Source organism: Herbaspirillum sp. WGmk3 (assembly GCF_023952535.1).
Classification (GTDB): domain Bacteria; phylum Pseudomonadota; class Gammaproteobacteria; order Burkholderiales; family Burkholderiaceae_D; genus Herbaspirillum; species Herbaspirillum huttiense.
The window spans coordinates 363,342-380,410 of record NZ_JAKYWT010000002.1 but is presented as its reverse complement, the minus strand read 5'-3'; the positions used below and the strand labels follow the sequence as shown (position 1 = coordinate 380,410).

Sequence of the window (17,069 nt, the reverse complement as noted above, 5' to 3'; positions counted from 1 at the left end):
AGGATCAGCCTGCGCTGCGCTTGCCGCTCCACAGCTTGACTGCCAACGCGATCCAGATCAGCAGGAACAGCATGTTGCCCGGCAGCCAGATCATCTGCGTCCATACATAATCGCGTACCCACATCGAGACTGCCTCACGGCAATCGCAGACGTGATCGGCATAGAACAATTCGCCGCCGCTGCGCGCGGCGACGAACTGCAGCCAGAGAAATCCCAGCAAAAACGGAATGCCGACGAAGCCGGTGAGACACCAGCGCCGCATCTTGCGATAGCGGCGGCAGAATTCCTGGCCATCGCCGGAAGCATCACCGCCCCGGCATGACTGCATAGCGTTGCTGTGCATATTTCCCCCTTGCACTGGCATATGTTGCATGTGTGGTCTGCCCCTGGGTTGCCCACGCGCCGTCGTGACGACGCCCAAATGCGCGGGGGCAACCATGCGCCAGTCTCCCTTGAGGGATGCTGGCAATGTCTGTTCGGATCAACGTCGTCTGGAATTGCGCCGGCCTGCACCGGTGCATGGGAAGAAGCAGGTCACCCGCTGAACAGGTGGCTCGCATTTCCCGAGGGCTGTCCTCCGCGCCCTCTGCGGAGGAAGAGATGGATTCTTGTCGTCGAAAGCCGCCGTCTGCTGGCGCTTTCAGCGTATCCCGGTGGCCCGGAATCGCTGATTTTTGACGCAAAAGTTCACTTGCCCAGAACCAATACGATACGTTTCGTCTCGGATTCTAGGTGCAATCGGGGTACTGCTCAATAAAATTTACGTTTGTTGGCTCGAAATTTTACTTTGCGTCAAAAGGGGTTGGGACAGCGCAATGCTGCCCAGGACCAGTTTCAGTTGGGACTGGATCTGGCGTTCATCGATGTCGGCGCTGCCGGTCAGCAGACGCTGCAGTACGGGGGCGTACAGCAGGTCGAAGACCAGGTTGAGGTCGGCATCCTCCCGGAATTCGCCGCGCTGGGCGCCACGGCGCAGCACGTTGACCAGCGCCAGGCGGCGCGGCTCCAGGTAGTTGTCGTTGAAAATGCGGCGGCTCTCGGGCTCGAACTGAGCCAGCGCGATCATCTCGCGCACCACCCGGCCGGACTTGCCACGCAACAGTTGGGACAGTTGCAGCATGTGCTGTTCGATGTCGTCGCGGGCCGAACCGCTGTCGCCCAGCGGCGGCAAGGGTTCGACCGCGCGCAGCAGGGCTTCCATGGCCAGTGCGCTCTTGTTGGGCCACCAGCGGTAGATGGTGGCCTTGCCTACGCCGGCGCGCGCCGCCACGCCCTCCAGGGAGAGCTTGTCGAAACCGATCTCCTCGAGCATCACATAAGTGGCATCGAGGATGGCGTCATGACTGACGGCATTCCTGCGGCGACCGGTGGCCGGATCGGAGATGAAGGTGAGAGAAATGATGTGCTCCAGATGACAAAGGCATGTTTTCCGTCATTGATAACGGCATGCTTTTGGACAACTTGAGCGATTGACAGCAAAAAAACGAAGATTTTTGTGACAAAAATCCCGGAAATCTCATTACTGCATCGTCACCGCGTCCAAGGGACGGCCGAAACGCTCCAGACGCGGCTTGTAGAACTGGTCGGCATCCAGGGAGAAGGCGATGCGGCGGGTGCGCCCCATCAGCTCGCTGCGGGCGAAGAAGCCGAAGTAGCGCGAATCCATGCTGTTGTCCCGATTGTCGCCCAGCATCATGTAATGATCGGCCGGCACCACCACCGGGCCGAAGCTGCTGTGCAGGCTGGGATGGGCCTCCGACAGGCGCACCAGGTGATTCATCCCGTCCAGCTTTTCATCGCGGTAGCGCGCCTGGTCGACGCCATCTCCGCTTTCGGGACGCGCGTGCGCCGGGCCGTAGCTGGCGGGCTGCCCATTGATGAAGAGCACGTTGTCACGCAGCTCCACCACATCGCCCGGCAGCCCGATGATGCGCTTGAGCAGCAGTTCGCCGGCCTGCCGCGAATCGATGGTGACGATATCGCCACGCTGCGGTTCACCCAGGCGCAGCAGGCTGATGTGGGTGAGCGGCAGGCGCAGGTCATAGGCCAGCTTGTCGACCAGGATGCGGTCGCCCACCATCACGGTCGGCATCATGGAGCCGCTGGGCACCACGTTGTAGTCGGCGATGGCGCTGCGAAACACCACCATCAGCGCGATGAAGGCCAGCAGGCCCTTGTTGGCTGCTGCCAGTTGTTTGAGGGGGAAGCTCATGTTGCCGTCTCGTTGTTTGTTTTCACGAAGACCACCATGCTAAATGAAATCAGCTCCATGCAGGCTGGACGCTGCGCAAGGGCGAGGCCGGCCGGTCCCACGCCATCTCGGCCGCCCCCACGCTGAGCGGGCCTCGCAGGCGCCGGGCCGGGCCCCAGACGGTCATTTCCAGATGCGGATGCACGTCGGCCATCGTTTCGGGGGCCAGCGGCGATTGGCCTGAGGCGGCCGGATAATCGGCCAGCAGGCGGGCAGTACGGGCCAGCGACAAGCGGTATTGGCTGCCGCCACCGGTCTGGCGCCGGGTGAGCCCGCGCACGGCGGCCGCCGCCATGAGATAACCGGTCGCATGGTCCAGCGCCTGCACCGGCAGCGGTACCGGCTTGTCGCTGCCGGCGGCGCGCATGCCGGCCTCGGCAATGCCGCTGCTCATCTGCACCAGGCTGTCGAAGCCGCGCCGCGACGACCACGGACCGCTCCAGCCGTAGGCATTGAGGGCCACATCGACCAGCCCGGGGTTCAGTTCGCGCCGCCGAGGCGCACCCAGCCCCAGGTGCTCCAGGGCATCGGCACGATACCCGTGCACCATCACGTCGGCCTGCCGCACCAGCGCTTCCAGCACGGCGCGCCCGACTGGCTGGCGCAGGTCCAGTCCGGCGCAACGCTTGCCGAGCGTCATGTCGGGAACCACGCCGGGCTCCTCCCACGAGGCCGGGTCGATGCGCAGCACATCGGCGCCGAAAGCGGCGAGCAAACGCGTGGCAGTCGGGCCGGCCAGCACCCGCGTCAGATCCAGTACCCGCACCCCGGCCAGTGGCCGCACCGGGTCCACCGGGCGCGGCGCGGCCGCAGCCGCATCGAAGTAACGGCAGGCCACCAGCGGCTCGGCCGCTACGGCCGCGCCTTGCGGATGGCTTGCCCATTGCACCTGGCTGCGCATTTCGGCGGCGCAGCCACCGTGGGCTACCACGGCGCTTTCCAGTTCGCTGGCGCGCCAGCCCGAGACGGCACGACCCACGTCCTCGCGCGTGGCCTGCCCTGCATCCAGCCCCAGCGCTGCCAGGGCTGCAGCACGGTGATGGCTGGCGTTGGTGTGCAGGCGGATCCAGCCATCGGCGGCGCGGTAATCGCCCGCTACCGCATCCCACAAAGGCGGCGGCGCCCAGCCCTCGGGCCGCAGGCTGCTGCTGAACCACATTGCTGCAAGGCGGCGATCGCAGTTCACTTCGGGGAAGGCCCCGCCGGCACCGCTGACCAGCCCGGCCAGCGCGAGTCCGGCTGCCGCCACCGATGCCTGGGCCAGGTCGGTGGTGGCAAACACCGACGGCAAACCGCCCTCGCCCGTCAGGCCCACGGCGGCAAGAGCGTCAGGATCGCCGTCGAGGGCGTTCCACATCGTGGCAAGCATGGCTTGCGAGGGGGAAAGGGATGTCATGGCAATCCTCGGAATGAAAGGGCGATGACTGCAGGATACTAGCCTTGAATTAATCGTCAATATTGATTAATTTAATCAACTTGTCTGTCTTTCCGGGCCCCCATGAGCCGCTATCTTTCCTCCTCCGAGGCCGCCACCTTGCTCGGCGTATCCCGCCAGACGCTCTACGCCTACGTCAGCCGCGGCCTGCTGCACGCCCATCCCGGCGGGCAGGCCCGCGACCGCCGCTACCTGGCCGCCGAGGTCGAGCGGCTGGCCGCCAGCCGTTCCCGTGGACGCAAGCCGCGCGAGGTGGCGCGGGCGGCACTGGACTGGGGCTTGCCGGTGCTGGAATCGGCGCTCACGCTGATCGAAGACGGCCGGCTCCATTACCGGGGCCATGATGCCGTGACCCTGAGCGCCGAGGCCAGCGTCGAAGAAGTCGCCGCCCTGCTCTGGGATTGCGCGGTGGAGGATGCCTTCGGCCCGGTGCCGCCGGCCCGGCCGCCGCGGCTGGAGAGCGTCCAGTCCGAGTGGAGCGCAGGCCGCGCCGAGCAAACCTTGCTGCCGCTGTTTGCCCTGGCCTGCGCTGAAGACATCGGCGCCCAATGGCACCTGCCGCTGCCGCGCCAGCTGGCCAGCTGCGGCTTGCTGGTACGCCGCCTGGCGGCCTGCCTGCTCGGAACGGCGCCTTCCATCGCGCCCCTGCACCAGCAATGTGCCAGCGCCTGGGGACTGGATGCGGCCGGTGCGCAGCTGGTACGCCGTGCCCTGGTGCTGTGCGCCGACCACGAACTCAATGCCTCGGGTTTTACTGCCCGATGCATCGCCTCGACCGGCGCCAACCTGCAGGCGGCCGTCGTCGGCGGGCTGGCCGCGCTGTCCGGGCCGCTGCATGGCGGCACCACGGCGCGTGTCGAAGCCCTGCTCGAGACGCTGGATGAACAGGACGATCCCGCCGCCAGCCTGCGTCAACGGCTGGCACGCGGCGAAGAGCTGCCCGGCTTTGGCCACCATCTCTATCCGCAAGGTGACGTGCGCGCTTCCGCCCTGCTGGCGCCGCTGCTGCCGGTCCATCCGTGCTGGCAGCAAACCATCGAGGTAGTCCGCGAACTGACCGGCCATCCCCCCTCGGTGGACTTTGCCCTGGCCGCCGTGCGGCGCCATCTGCACCTGCCGCCCGGCAGTGCCTTCGGCCTGTTTGCGCTGGGCCGTTCGCTGGGCTGGATCGCCCATGCGCTGGAACAGGGCCGCAGCGGCAGCCTGATCCGGCCGCGGGCTGCCTATGTCGGTGTACGTCCTGGCTGACAAAATTGTCATGTTGATGTCAGCCTCGCGTTGAGCGGCCGAGCTTACATTAGCGTCGTAAGCAGGGGTCGGCCTCGGGTGCTGAGGGGTGCCGCGTTGCCGGCCAGTCCTTCATCCGCAAGCCATCATCGTGAGCCCTATGGTCGTCCCGTTTCGCCGCGTCGCAGCCAGCGCCCGTCTTCGTCATTTCACTCATCCCCCACAACACTCCCCCTTCCGCGCCAAGAAGGGAATGACGGTACTGGTGCTGGCCGCGCTGCTGGGCGGCTGCGCGGTCGGGCCTGATTACGTGCGCCCGGCCATGGATCTGCCCCAGGCCTACAAGGAACAAGGCCCCTGGAAAGTGGCCGCGCCGCGCCAGGCCGATGACCATCAACGCTGGTGGGAAGCCTATGGCGATCCCATCCTCAACGACCTGGTCAATCAGGCCAACGCCGCCAACCAAACCATCCAGCAAGCCGCTGCCCAGTATCGCCAGGCCCAGGCCACAGCCGCCGTGGCGCGCGCCAGCCTGTGGCCGACCGTCGGCGCGCAGGCCGGTGCGGCCCGGGCGCAGACCAATACCAACGGCGTGCAACGCCTGGGCGACAGCTACACCGTGGGCCTGAATGCCTCGTGGGAAGCGGACGTCTGGGGCCGCATCCGGCGCGGTGCCGAGGCCGGCGATGCCAGCGCCCAGGCCAGCGCCGCCAGCCTGGCCGCGGCCCGCCTGGCGATCCAGGCCACGCTGGCGCAGAACTACCTGCAACTGCGCGTGACGGACCTGCAAAAGGATTTGTACCGCCGCACGGTCGAGGCCTATACCCGCTCGCTGCAACTGACCACCCATCAATACGAAGCCGGTACCGCCCTGCGTTCCGACGTCGCCCAGGCGGAGACGCAGCTGCGCTCGGCCCAGGCCCAACTGATCGACCTGGACGCCACCCGCAACCAGCTGGAACACGCCATCGCCATGCTGATCGGCAAGGCACCGGCGGCCTTCAGCCTGGCTCCCCTGCCAGCGGCGGCGGCCACCGACAGCGGCATGGATGCCAATGCCCTGCGCCTGCAGGCCAGCCTGCCGCAGATTCCGGCAGGTTTGCCCTCCGACCTGCTGGAGCGCCGCCCCGACATCGCCAATGCCGAACGCCTGGCCGCTGCCGCCAACGCCAATATCGGCGTGGCCCGTGCGGCTTACTTCCCGACCCTGACCCTGTCGACCACCGGCGGCTACAACAGCGCCTCGTTCGCCGACCTGTTCAACACGCCCAGCCGCGTCTGGTCGCTGGGTGCAGCGCTGGCCGAGACGCTCTTCGATGGCGGCGCGCGCACTGCCCGCAACGACGCAGCGATGGCCGCCTATGACGCTGCCGCTGCGCAATACAAGCAGACCGTCCTGGCCGGCTTGCAGGACGTGGAAGACAACCTCTCCACCCTGCGCGTGCTGGATCAGGAAAGCGCGGCCCAGGCCCAGGCCGTCAGATCGGCGCAGCTGGCCGAACGGCTGGCCATGAGCCAGTACCAGGCCGGCATCGTGACGTATCTGTCGGTTGTCACCACCCAGGCCACCTCCCTGACCAACCAGCGCAGCGCAGTCACCCTGCTGGGCCGCCAGTTGGTCGCCAGCGTGGCGCTGATCAAGGCCACCGGCGGCGGCTGGCAGGTCGGACAGACCGATCCGGCCAGCGTGCAGGCACCGATGGCAGCGCGCTGATGTGCGCGGCCCATCTTCCGAATCCCATGTGCATTTTCCAGGACGAGTTTCAGGCATGACCACCTCACCCAACTCCCCCAAGACTTCCCCGACTCCGCAACGCTCCCCGCTGGCCATCGTCGTGGCGACGGCCCTGATCCTGGCCGCCGGCATCGGCAGCTGGAGCGCCATGCAACGCGCCACCGCGGCCGATCAGCCTGCCACCAAGGCACTACCCCCGGTATCGGTCTCGGTGGCCCGCGTGCAGGAGCGCGATCTGCCGCTGTATCTGGCCGGCGTCGGCACGGTCACCGCCAATGCCAGCGTGGTCGTCAAGACCCGCATAGACGGCCAGCTGGACAAGGTCGGCTTCGAGGAAGGCCAGGAGGTCAAGAAGGGACAACTGCTGGCGCAGATCGACCCGCGTGCGCTGCAGGCGCAACTGGCGCAGGCCGAGGCGCAACGGGCCAAGGATGCGGCCACCCTCATGAATGCGCGCCTGGACCTGCAGCGCTACACCACCCTGCGCAGCCAGGATGCGGCCACCCAGCAGCAGCTGGATACGCAGAAGGCGCTGGTGGCGCAGCTGGAGGCAGCGGTCAAGACCGATGAGGCGCAGGTGGCCTATGCCAAGGTGCAACTGAGCTACACCACCATCAATGCGCCACTCTCGGGTCGTGTCGGTGCGCGCCTGGTCGATCCGGGCAATATCGTGCATGCGGCCGATGCCAATGGCCTGGTGGTCATCAACCAGATCGATCCGATCACGCTGGTCTTCACCCTGCCGGAAGAAGCCGTGGTCGGCATCAACCGGGCCCAGCGCAACAGCCAGCAGCCGCTGAAGGTGGTCGCCTATGCGCGCGACTCTCAGGAAGTACTGGCCACCGGCAAGCTGATCCTGCTGGACAACCAGATCAACACCACCAACGGCACTGTGCAGTTGAAGGCACGCTTCGACAATGCCGAACACAAGCTGTGGCCGGGCCAGTACGTCAATGCCCGCCTGCAGATGAACAGCCACGGCAACGCCCTGACCGTGCCCGCTGCCGCCATCCAGCGCAACCAGCAAGGCACTTATGTCTATGCCATCGACCAGGACGACAAGGCCAACATGCAGCCGGTCAAGGTCGACCGCATCCAGGACGGCGTCGCCGTCCTGGCCGCCGACAGCGGCCTGACGGCAGACCGGCGCGTCGTCATCGACGGCCAGTACAAGCTCAAGCCGGGCAGCCGCATCGTGGAAAGCAAGCCGCAGCCGGCCAAGGGCGCTGTTGCTGCTGCGCCTGCCGCCAACGCTGACGCGAAAGGAAGCACCAAGTGAGCGTCTCCGCCGCCTTCATCAAGCGCCCCATCGGCACCACGCTGCTGGCCATCGCCATCCTGCTGGTGGGCATCGCGGTGTGGCCGCTGTTGCCGGTCGCGCCCTTGCCTCAGGTCGATTTCCCGACCATCCAGGTGACCGCGCAATTGCCGGGGGGCAGTCCCGAGACCATGGCCTCCAACGTGGCACAGCCGCTGGAACGCCAGTTTTCGCTGATCGCGGGTCTCTCGCAGATGACCTCGCAGAGCACCCTGGGCAGTACCCAGATCACCCTGCAGTTCGACCTCAACCGCAACATCGATGCCGCCGCGCTGGACGTGCAGGCCGCCATCAACGCCTCCACCGGCCAGTTGCCGGCCAACCTGCCCAATCCGCCGACCTTCCGCAAGATCAATCCGGCCGATTCGCCCATCATGATCATGTCGGTGCAGTCCGATGCGCTGCCGCTGACGGTGGTCAACGACTATGCCGACAACATCCTGGCCCAGCAGATCTCGCAGATCTCGGGCGTGGGCCTGGTGAGCGTGAACGGCCAGCAGAAACCGGCCGTGCGCATCCAGGTCGATCCGGCCAAGATCGCTACGCTGGGCATCAGCCTGGAAGACATTCGCGGCGTCATCGCCACCACCACGGTGAACCAGCCCAAGGGCACGGTCGATGGCGCGCGCCAGGCCTTCACCGTCTATACCAACGACCAGCTGCTCAAGGCCGAGCAGTGGAACGACATGGTCCTGGCCTGGCGCAATGGCGCGCCGATCCGCGTCAAGGACATCGGCATCGCCATCGACGGCCCGGAGAACAACAAGATCGCCGCCTGGGCCTTCGCCGGTGCGGCCAATACGGCCGATCACACCATCAGCAATGGCCGCTCCATCGTGCTGGCCATCACCAAGCAGCCCGGTGCCAACGTGATCGAGACCGTGGGCCGCATCAAGGCCGCCATGCCACGCCTGCGCGCGGCCATCCCGGCGGCGATCAACGTCAACACCCTGATCGACCGCACCCAGACCATCCGCGCCTCCGTGGAGGATGTGGAATTCACCCTGGTGCTCACCATCGCGCTGGTGGTGATGGTGATCTTCGTGTTCCTGCGCAATGTGGCGGCCACGCTGATCCCGTCGGTCACGGTGCCGCTGGCCATCATGGGCACGGCCGGGGTCATGTACGTGGTCGGCTACAGCCTCGACAACCTCTCGCTGATGGCGCTGACCATTGCGGTCGGTTTCGTGGTGGATGACGCCATCGTCATGCTGGAAAACATCTACCGCTACGTCGAGGAGGGCATGTCGCCGCTGGAAGCGGCCCTCAAGGGCGCGGGCGAGATCGGCTTCACCATCATCTCGATCTCGGTGTCGCTGGTGGCGGTGTTCATTCCGCTGCTGCTGATGGGTGGCATCGTCGGGCGGCTGTTCCGCGAATTTGCGGTGACGGTCACGCTGACCATTGCGGTCTCGGTCATCATCTCGCTCACGCTCACACCCATGCTGTGCTCGCGCTTCCTCAAGAACGAGCATGGCCGTCAGCACGGCAAGCTATATCAATGGTTCGAACGCTGCTTCGATGCCATGCTCAATGGCTACAAGCGCGGGCTCGACGTGGTGATGAAGCACCAGTTCATCACGCTGATGAGCTTCATCGCCACGGTGGCCCTGACGGTGGTGCTGTTCATCTTCATCCCCAAGGGTTTCTTCCCGCAGCAGGACAATGGCGTCATCGTCGGCTTTGCCGAGTCGGCCCAGGATACGTCTTCGGCGGCCATGCAGGAACGGCTGCTGAAGGTGGCTGAGGTGGTGCGCAAGGATCCGGACGTGATCGGCTTTGCCATGAGCGCCGGTTCCACCACCTTCAATACCGGACAATTCTTCATCGCACTGAAACCCAAGGATGAAGGCCGCACCACCAATGCCGATGAAGTTATCGCGCGCCTGCGTCCGCAGGTGGCCAAGGTGCAGGGCGTGAACCTGTTCATGCAGGCCAGCCAGGACATCAACGTCGGTGGCCGCCTCTCGCGCACCCAGTACCAGTACACCATCACCGATACCGACCTCGATGAACTGAACGTGTGGGCACCGCGCATGCTGGATCGCTTCCGCCAATTGCCGCAGCTGACCGACGTGGCCTCCGACCAGCAGAACCAGGCAGCAGCAGCGGTCATCACCATCGACCGCGCACGCGCCTCCAGCTTCGGCATTTCGCCTTCGCTCATCGATGCCACCATCTATGACGCCATCGGCCAGCGCCAAGTGGCGCAATACTTCACGCAGATCAACAGCTACCGCGTGATTCTGGAGGTGACGCCACAGTTGCAGAAGGATCCTGCACTCTTCGACAAACTCTACCTGACCTCGCCCCTGACCGGCCAGCAGGTGCCGCTGTCGACCTTCGTGAAGGTCGATACCACCAAGACCTCTTACCTGTCGATCAGCCACCAGAGCCAGTTCCCGGCGGTGACGATTTCCTTCAACCTGGCCAAGGGCGTCTCGCTGGGCGAGGCGGTAGACATCATCCAGAAAACCAAGGACGAGATGGGCGTGCCGCAGACCCTGGTGGGCAACTTCCAGGGAACGGCCAAGGCCTTCGGTGATTCGCTGGCCTCGCAGCCTTATCTCATCGCGGCCGCCCTGATCGCGGTCTACATCGTGCTGGGCCTGCTATACGAGAGCTACATCCATCCGCTGACCATTCTCTCCACGCTTCCCTCGGCCGGCGTGGGGGCACTGCTGATTCTGATGATCGGCGGTTACGACCTGTCGGTGATCGCCCTGATCGGCATCATCCTGCTGATCGGCATCGTCAAGAAGAACGGCATCATGATGATCGACTTCGCCCTCACCGCCGAGCGCACCCAGGGCATGAAGCCGGAAGAAGCGATCTACCAGGCCTGCCTGCTGCGCTTCCGTCCCATCATGATGACCACCATGTGCGCCCTGCTCTCGGGCCTGCCGCTCATGCTCGGCCATGGTGCCGGCTCCGAGCTGCGCCGTCCGCTGGGTTATGCCATGGTCGGCGGCCTGGTGCTGTCGCAGGCGCTCACGCTCTTCACCACGCCGGTGGTCTACCTTTACCTGGACCGCGCGCACTACTGGTACGAACGCAAGAAGAAGGCAAGGCAGGAACGCAAGGCCGCGCGCCTGGCGCAGGAACATTGACTCCGTAGCCTGTTCATCAACAAGGGGAGCCGGGAAGGTAGAATCCGGCATGGGCCGGCGCCGGGGAATGTTCCCGGCGCGGCCAGTGGAGACCGAATGAAGATCCTGATAGTCGAAGACGAGCAAAAGATGTCCGAATACCTCTGCAAGGGCCTCACCGAGCAGGGATGCGCGGTGGATGTGGCCAGCAACGGCATCGACGGGCAGCACCTGGCGATCCAGCATGACTACGACGTCATCGTGCTGGACGTGATGCTGCCGGGCCTGGATGGCTTTGCCGTGCTGCGTTCGCTGCGTACCGTCAAGCAGACGCCGGTCATCATGCTGACCGCGCGCGACAGCGTGGAAGACCGCATCAAGGGCTTGCATGACGGCGCCGATGATTACCTCATCAAGCCGTTCTCCTTCCTGGAACTGCTGGCCCGCCTGCAGGCCCTGACCCGCCGTGGCCGCGTGCAGGAAGCGCCGCAGCTGCGCATCGGCGACCTGCAGATCGACCTGATCTCGCGCAAGGCCTTCCGGGGCGGGCTGCGCATCGACCTCACCGCCAAGGAGTTCGCCCTGCTGGCCGTGATGGCACGCAGACAGGGCGAGATCCTCTCCAAGACCGCCATCGCCGAACTGGTCTGGGACATGAATTTCGACAGCAATACCAACGTGGTGGAAGTCGCCATCAAGCGCCTGCGCGCCAAGATCGACGCGCCCTTCGAGCAGAAGCTGCTGCATACCGTGCGCGGCATGGGCTACGTGCTGGAGCCGCGCGCCACCTCCGATGCCGGCGATGAGTGAGACCGCTGCCGCGCCGGCAAAGAAGCGCCGCCTGCCGCCGCGCCAATCCATCACCGCGCGGCTGGTGCTGATGTCGGCGGCGTCGGCCCTGTTGATCTTCGCAGTGGCCGGCGTGGTGCTCTACACCGTCCTGAAGGGGGAACTGCTGCGCCACGAACGCGATGCCCTCTTCACCACCCTCAACGACATCAGCTACCAGATCGAGCGCGCCGGCAATACCGAGCGCTGGGCCCGCGTACAGTTGAAACTGTCGACGCTCTCGCAGGCCGACCAGCACGTGTTCTTCTGGATCGCCAGCGATGATCCCCGCTACACCTATGGCGACCTGACGCGGCTCGCGCCCTCGGCCATCAATCACGCCGACGGCAAACAGGTCGGCCGCCTGCACCTGCCGGGACGCGCCTATCCACTGCACATCATGACGCGCACCCTGCCGGCCTTCGAGGATCGTCCTGAAGTGCGCGTGACGGTCGGTGTCGATGGCGCTCCCTACTTCGAGATGCGCCGCACCTTCCTGCTGGCCACCAGCATTTCTTCGCTGCTGGGCATCGTGCTGGCGGTCATCTCCAGCTACTGGATCGCTCGAGCGGGGCTGGCCCCGCTGCGGCGCATGTCGGCGCGCGCGCAAAGCTTTTCGCCACGCAAACTGTCAGCTCGCATGCCGGTGGAAGCCTTGCCGGAAGAGTTGTCGGTGCTGGCCGATGCCTTCAATGGCGCGCTGGAACGCATCGAGCAGGCCTATACCCAGCTCGAGGCCTTCAATGCGGATGTGGCCCATGAGTTGCGCACGCCGCTGGCCAACCTGATCGGAGAAACCCAGGTAGCGCTGGCGCGCGAACGCAGTGCGGGGGAATTCAAGGACGTGCTGCAATCGAACCTGGAAGAGCTGGACCGCATCCGTTCCATCGTCAACGACATGCTGTTCCTGGCGCGCTCCGACCAGGGCGAAGCGGCCACTGCCCGGGTACCGGTGCGGGTCGCCGAAGCGGTGCAGAAGACCGTGGATTTCTTCGAGTTCGTGCTGGACGACACCGGCATGTCCATCACCGTGGCGGGCGATCTGGAGGCCACGGCCACCATGGAAACGGCGCTCTTCAAACGCGCCCTCACCAACCTGATCCAGAACGCCATCCAGCATTCGCCGCAGGGCGCGCAATTGCGCATCGACATTTCCGGTGGCGAAGAGATGGTGCGCGTGGCCGTGACCAATCCCGGCCCGGCCATCGACGAGCAACACCTGCCACGCCTGTTCGACCGCTTCTACCGCGTCGACAGCGCGCGCCAGGACATCAACGGCAGCCACGGCCACGGCCTGGGACTGGCCATCGTCAAGGCAGTGGCCCGCATGCATGGCGGGCGCGCTTTTGCCAGCAGCAGCGGCGGGCACAATACCATCGGCTTTACCATCGCGCGCCAGTGAGCGCGCCGGTTGTGCTCAATGGCGCAATGACTCAACGGCTCAATAACCGCGCTTGAGATCGACATTGGCAGCGATCTCGCCGGTGTTGCGATAGCGGCGGATATTGGCGGCCACGATGGCTGAAGCGGTGCCCGAATCGGTCGGTGCCGAACAATGCGGCAGCACCGTCACTGCAGGATGCGACCAGGGCCACGCCTCCGGCGGCAAGGGCTCGGTGGCGAACACGTCCAGCACCGCATGGCGCAACCTGCCCGCATCCAGCGCCTCGCGCAGCGCCTCATCATTGATGATCGGCCCGCGTGCGAAATTGATGAGCTGTGCCTGAGGAGGTAGCAGTGCCAGCCGCACTGCATCCAGCAGTCCGCGCGTTTCGGCCGTCAGCGGTAGCAGGCAGACCAGAATGTCGGTCTGTGCCAGCATCTCCGCCAGTCCGTCCATGCCGCTGTAGGTCCGCACGTCCGGCACGTTGCGCGCACTGCGGCTCCAGCCCAGCACCGGGAAACGCGCCTGGCGCAATGCCACGGCTGCCGCTTCACCCAACGCGCCCAGGCCGAGGATGCCGACGCGGCGCTGCTCCGGCAGCACATAGTCCAACGGCCTCCATTGCCGCGCCTGTTGCTGGCGCGCGTAATGCGGCATGTCGCGATGCAGATAGAGCGTCCAGGCCAGCACGGCTTCGGCCATGGTGGCGGCCAGGCGCGGATCGACCAGGCGCGTGATCTGCAAGTCGCTCTGTCCGAGATCGGCCACCAGCCGCTCGACTCCGGCCCAGACGCTATGCACCCACTGCAGTTGCGGCAGCAATGTCAGCTGCGCCGGATCAGGATTGGCGACGATGGCCACGCGGCATTGCGCGCGTTGGTCTTCGTCCAGCTCGCTGAAGGCGATGATCTCTTCCTCCGGCATGGCCGCGCGCAAAGCTTGCAACCACGACGCTACCGCAGCGGGATCACTCTGGCTGACGAAGGGGATCGGCATGGGCGCGCTCATTTGGCGTACACCGTCGCCAGATCGCGGAAGCCCTTGACTTCAATGGGGTTGCCCGAGGGATCGAGGAAGAACATCGTCGCCTGCTCGCCCGGTTCGCCCGCAAAGCGGATCTGCGGGGCCAGCACGAATTGCACCTCGCCGCTGGCGCTGAGGCGATCCGCCAGTTGCTGCCATTCATCCAGTTGCAGGATCACCCCCAGGTGCGGCATCGGCACCAGATGATGGCCGACATGGCCGGTATTGCTCACGGCAAACGGTTCACCCAGGTGCAGCGAAAGTTGATGGCCGAAGAAATCGATGTCGACCCAGGTTTCGGTGCTGCGCCCTTCGGCGCAACCCAGCAGGTCGCAATAGAAGTGGCGCGACTGGTCGAGGTCGCGCACGTGGTAGGCCAGGTGGAAGATGGATGGCATGGACAGTCCCGGATCGGCAGGCAGGTTGCGAAAGCCGACAAGCATACCGCAACCGTCATGCTTGTATGGAAACAAGCCAATAATGCTTCCCTACAAGAGCCACGGGGCAGGATTGACATGCGTCAAGCAGTTCGGGATTTGCGCTGGACGCATGGAGGTGCCCGGCCTAATCTGCCTGCATGGCATCCCGCCCCGGATGTCTTCCCCCACGAATTTCCGAGGAGCCACCATGAGCTACAAGTCCATCCTGGTCCACGTCGACCAGTCGCGCCACGCCGCCCAGCGCATCCGCATTGCCGCCGAGCTGGCCCGCGCACAGCAGGCGCACCTGATCGGCAGCGCCGTCAGCGGCATCTCCAGCTTCATCACCATGGAAGGCGCGGCCTACATCGCGGCGCAGATGGATGGTTTCCGCGACCGCGCGCTGGCCGCGCTGGAAAATTTCGACAAGATCGCCAACAGCGTCGGCGTGCCCTCCTGCGAAAAACGTTTCGTCGATGACGACGCCGAGGGTGGACTGGCCCTGCAGGCGCGCTATGCCGACCTGGTCGTGGTGAGCCAGGCCGACCTGGACGATGCCGATGACAGTTTCCTCACCGACCTGCCCGAGTACGTCATGCTCAATTCACCGCGCCCGGTGCTCATCATCCCCAGCGCCGGTGAATTCAAGCAGGTAGGCAAGAATGCCCTGATCGCCTGGGATGGCAGCATGGAATCGACCCGCGCCATCACGGCCGCCCTGCCCCTGCTGCGCCAGGCCGACAACGTGACGGTGGTGCTGTTCAACTCCGACAAGCGCCTGGGCACCCACGGTGAACAGCCCGGTGCCGACATCGCGCTCTATCTGGCGCGCCATGGCGTGAAGGTGGAAGTGGCACAGGAACAGACCACGCTCGATATCGGCAATGCCCTCCTCTCGCTGGCTGCCGACAAGGGCTCCGACCTGCTGGTCATGGGCGGCTACGGACACACCCGCTTCCGCGAAGTGCTGCTGGGCGGCGTGACGCTGACCATCCTCAAGACCATGACCCTGCCGGTGCTGATGGCGCATTGACACCGTCATCAAGTCTCAAGTCTGGCGCTCACTCAGCGCGCCTCCACGACCGGCCCCTCGCGGGCCGGTGCCTTTTGGGCGGCCAGGCGCTCGCGCTGCTGCAGGCGGGCACGGCGCTTGCGCACCCAGATGATCACCCCGGTGACCGACAGCATCGCCACCAGCACGCCCATCAGCGAGATCAGCACGCGTCCGGTCAGCCCGAGGATGCGGCCGGAATGCAGCGGGAATTGCGCCTGCAGGAAGATATCGCCTGCACTGCCGCGTCCCGGAATCTTGCCGCCTTCATAGGCGCCGCTCATGGCATCGAAATACAGCCAGGCATTGCCGAGGCCCACATCGCCATGGTCATTGCCAGGCTGGAAGAAGCCCACGCCATAGACCCCGAACATGCCCGAGTAGAAGACCCCGCCGACCGGCTCCGTCAGGCCCAGCTTCTCGCCTTGCGCGCGTCCCAGCGCCACCGCTTCCTCGCGTGAAATACGCGGTTCCGGCACCTTCTCGGGCGCAATCGGCGTACGCGTGTCGAAGGGGCCCGCAGTCAGGGTGGAAACGCTTTGCAGAATCGGACGCATGACCTGCCGCTCCAGATTCATCGACACCGACGTCACCGCCAACACCAGCAGCAAGCCCCAGATCCAGACGCCGCCCGAGCGGTGCAGGTCGAAGTTGAGCTTGTGCCCGCCCTCGCGCCAGCGGAAGACCAGCGACTTGCGCCAGCTGCGCCAGTTGGGGAAGGACAGATAGAGCGCAATGAAGCAATCCAGCGCCCACACGATCCCGATGATGCCCATCAGCCAGATGCCGGTCTCGATCCCGCCCATGTCCGGCAGGTGCATCGTGTAATGCAGTTTGTAGAGGAAAGGCAGCAGGTTTTCACGCGCCAGCGAAATCGCGCCCCACATGCGGCGGCCCTGTATTTCACCGGTCACCGGATCCACCGCGATCTGGTTGTAATCCAGGACCGGCAGCTTGCCGGTCACTGCATCCAGGCGCGGTTCGACCATCATGCTGATGGTGTGGCCGGGCTCGGCTTCGGTGAGCACATAGGTCACGCGCAGCTTGGGCTCGGCCGCTTCAACGCGCCGCGCCAGTTCCAGCCCGGGCAAGGGCTGCCCGGCGTCCGGACGGTCCGCGCTGCGGGCATGGAACAGTTGCGGATTGAGCCAGGCATCCAGTTCGTGATCCCAGGAGATCAGCGCGCCGGTCACGCCGGCGATGAACAGGAACACGGCCACGGCCAGGCCGAACCAGCGATGGAGGAGGACGAGAAGTGCGCGCATGGGCTGGATTACCTGGCTAATTGGCGGAGTGATTCAGGGACTGC

The 17,069-nt window shown here is 65.4% G+C and carries 14 protein-coding genes; 7 read left to right on the top strand and 7 right to left on the bottom strand.

Features of this window, described 5'->3' with window-relative positions; genetic code table 11:
- Window positions 1-4: 4 nt before the first annotated feature.
- The 4 genes from MKD49_RS07745 to MKD49_RS07730 all read right to left on the bottom strand — a co-directional run bounded on the left by MKD49_RS07745 (window position 5) and on the right by MKD49_RS07730 (window position 3,647).
- Window positions 5-343 carry a hypothetical protein gene (locus MKD49_RS07745; protein ID WP_245201974.1) on the bottom strand — a complete coding sequence of 113 codons (339 nt, stop codon included), beginning with the start codon at window positions 341-343 and terminating at the stop codon, window positions 5-7.
- Between the two features lie 417 nt (window positions 344-760).
- On the bottom strand, window positions 761-1,333 hold the full coding sequence (locus MKD49_RS07740; protein ID WP_371925461.1) for a TetR/AcrR family transcriptional regulator: 573 nt from the start codon (window positions 1,331-1,333) through the stop codon (window positions 761-763).
- Window positions 1,334-1,519: 186 nt separating this feature from the next.
- The gene (gene lepB / locus MKD49_RS07735) at window positions 1,520-2,212 is read right to left on the bottom strand and encodes a signal peptidase I (protein ID WP_252695961.1); all 693 of its coding nucleotides are present in this window, start codon (window positions 2,210-2,212) and stop codon (window positions 1,520-1,522) included.
- A gap of 49 nt (window positions 2,213-2,261) precedes the next feature.
- Window positions 2,262-3,647: a CoA transferase gene (locus MKD49_RS07730; RefSeq protein ID WP_252695960.1), complete on the bottom strand. Its 1,386-nt coding sequence runs from the start codon at window positions 3,645-3,647 to the stop codon at window positions 2,262-2,264.
- A 102-nt stretch (window positions 3,648-3,749) separates the two neighbouring features.
- On the opposite strand from MKD49_RS07730, the gene MKD49_RS07725 reads away from it, so the two are divergent.
- From MKD49_RS07725 to MKD49_RS07700, 6 genes are all read left to right on the top strand, one after another.
- Window positions 3,750-4,934: a citrate synthase family protein gene (locus MKD49_RS07725; protein ID WP_252695959.1), complete on the top strand. Its 1,185-nt coding sequence runs from the start codon at window positions 3,750-3,752 to the stop codon at window positions 4,932-4,934.
- Between the two features lie 232 nt (window positions 4,935-5,166).
- Entirely contained in the window at window positions 5,167-6,627 is a 1,461-nt protein-coding gene (locus MKD49_RS07720; RefSeq protein ID WP_252695958.1) for an efflux transporter outer membrane subunit, read from the top strand.
- A 55-nt stretch (window positions 6,628-6,682) separates the two neighbouring features.
- A complete protein-coding gene (locus MKD49_RS07715) occupies window positions 6,683-7,927 on the top strand; it encodes an efflux RND transporter periplasmic adaptor subunit (protein WP_252695957.1) in 1,245 nt (414 codons plus the stop codon).
- A complete protein-coding gene (locus MKD49_RS07710) occupies window positions 7,924-11,076 on the top strand; it encodes an efflux RND transporter permease subunit (RefSeq protein WP_252695956.1) in 3,153 nt (1,050 codons plus the stop codon). Before MKD49_RS07715 ends, MKD49_RS07710 begins: the two co-directional genes overlap by 4 nt.
- Before the next feature lie 96 nt (window positions 11,077-11,172).
- A complete protein-coding gene (locus tag MKD49_RS07705) occupies window positions 11,173-11,865 on the top strand; it encodes a heavy metal response regulator transcription factor (RefSeq protein WP_034341551.1) in 693 nt (230 codons plus the stop codon).
- A complete protein-coding gene (locus tag MKD49_RS07700) occupies window positions 11,858-13,285 on the top strand; it encodes a heavy metal sensor histidine kinase (RefSeq protein WP_252695955.1) in 1,428 nt (475 codons plus the stop codon). Before MKD49_RS07705 ends, MKD49_RS07700 begins: the two co-directional genes overlap by 8 nt.
- 39 nt (window positions 13,286-13,324) lie before the next feature.
- Here the strand turns inward: MKD49_RS07700 and MKD49_RS07695 are convergent, their stop codons facing one another.
- Window positions 13,325-14,275 carry a glyoxylate/hydroxypyruvate reductase A gene (locus tag MKD49_RS07695; RefSeq protein WP_252695954.1) on the bottom strand — a complete coding sequence of 317 codons (951 nt, stop codon included), beginning with the start codon at window positions 14,273-14,275 and terminating at the stop codon, window positions 13,325-13,327.
- A complete protein-coding gene (locus MKD49_RS07690) occupies window positions 14,272-14,688 on the bottom strand; it encodes a VOC family protein (protein WP_034341547.1) in 417 nt (138 codons plus the stop codon). The genes MKD49_RS07695 and MKD49_RS07690 overlap by 4 nt, the downstream gene beginning before the upstream one ends.
- 229 nt (window positions 14,689-14,917) lie before the next feature.
- On the opposite strand from MKD49_RS07690, the gene MKD49_RS07685 reads away from it, so the two are divergent.
- Window positions 14,918-15,742 carry a universal stress protein gene (locus MKD49_RS07685; protein WP_121045592.1) on the top strand — a complete coding sequence of 275 codons (825 nt, stop codon included), beginning with the start codon at window positions 14,918-14,920 and terminating at the stop codon, window positions 15,740-15,742.
- 32 nt (window positions 15,743-15,774) lie between these two features.
- Here MKD49_RS07685 and MKD49_RS07680 read toward each other — a convergent pair whose 3' ends face one another.
- Window positions 15,775-17,025 (bottom strand): PepSY domain-containing protein, encoded by a 1,251-nt coding sequence (locus tag MKD49_RS07680; RefSeq protein WP_252695953.1) that lies wholly within the window; start codon window positions 17,023-17,025, stop codon window positions 15,775-15,777.
- Window positions 17,026-17,069: the final 44 nt, after the last annotated feature.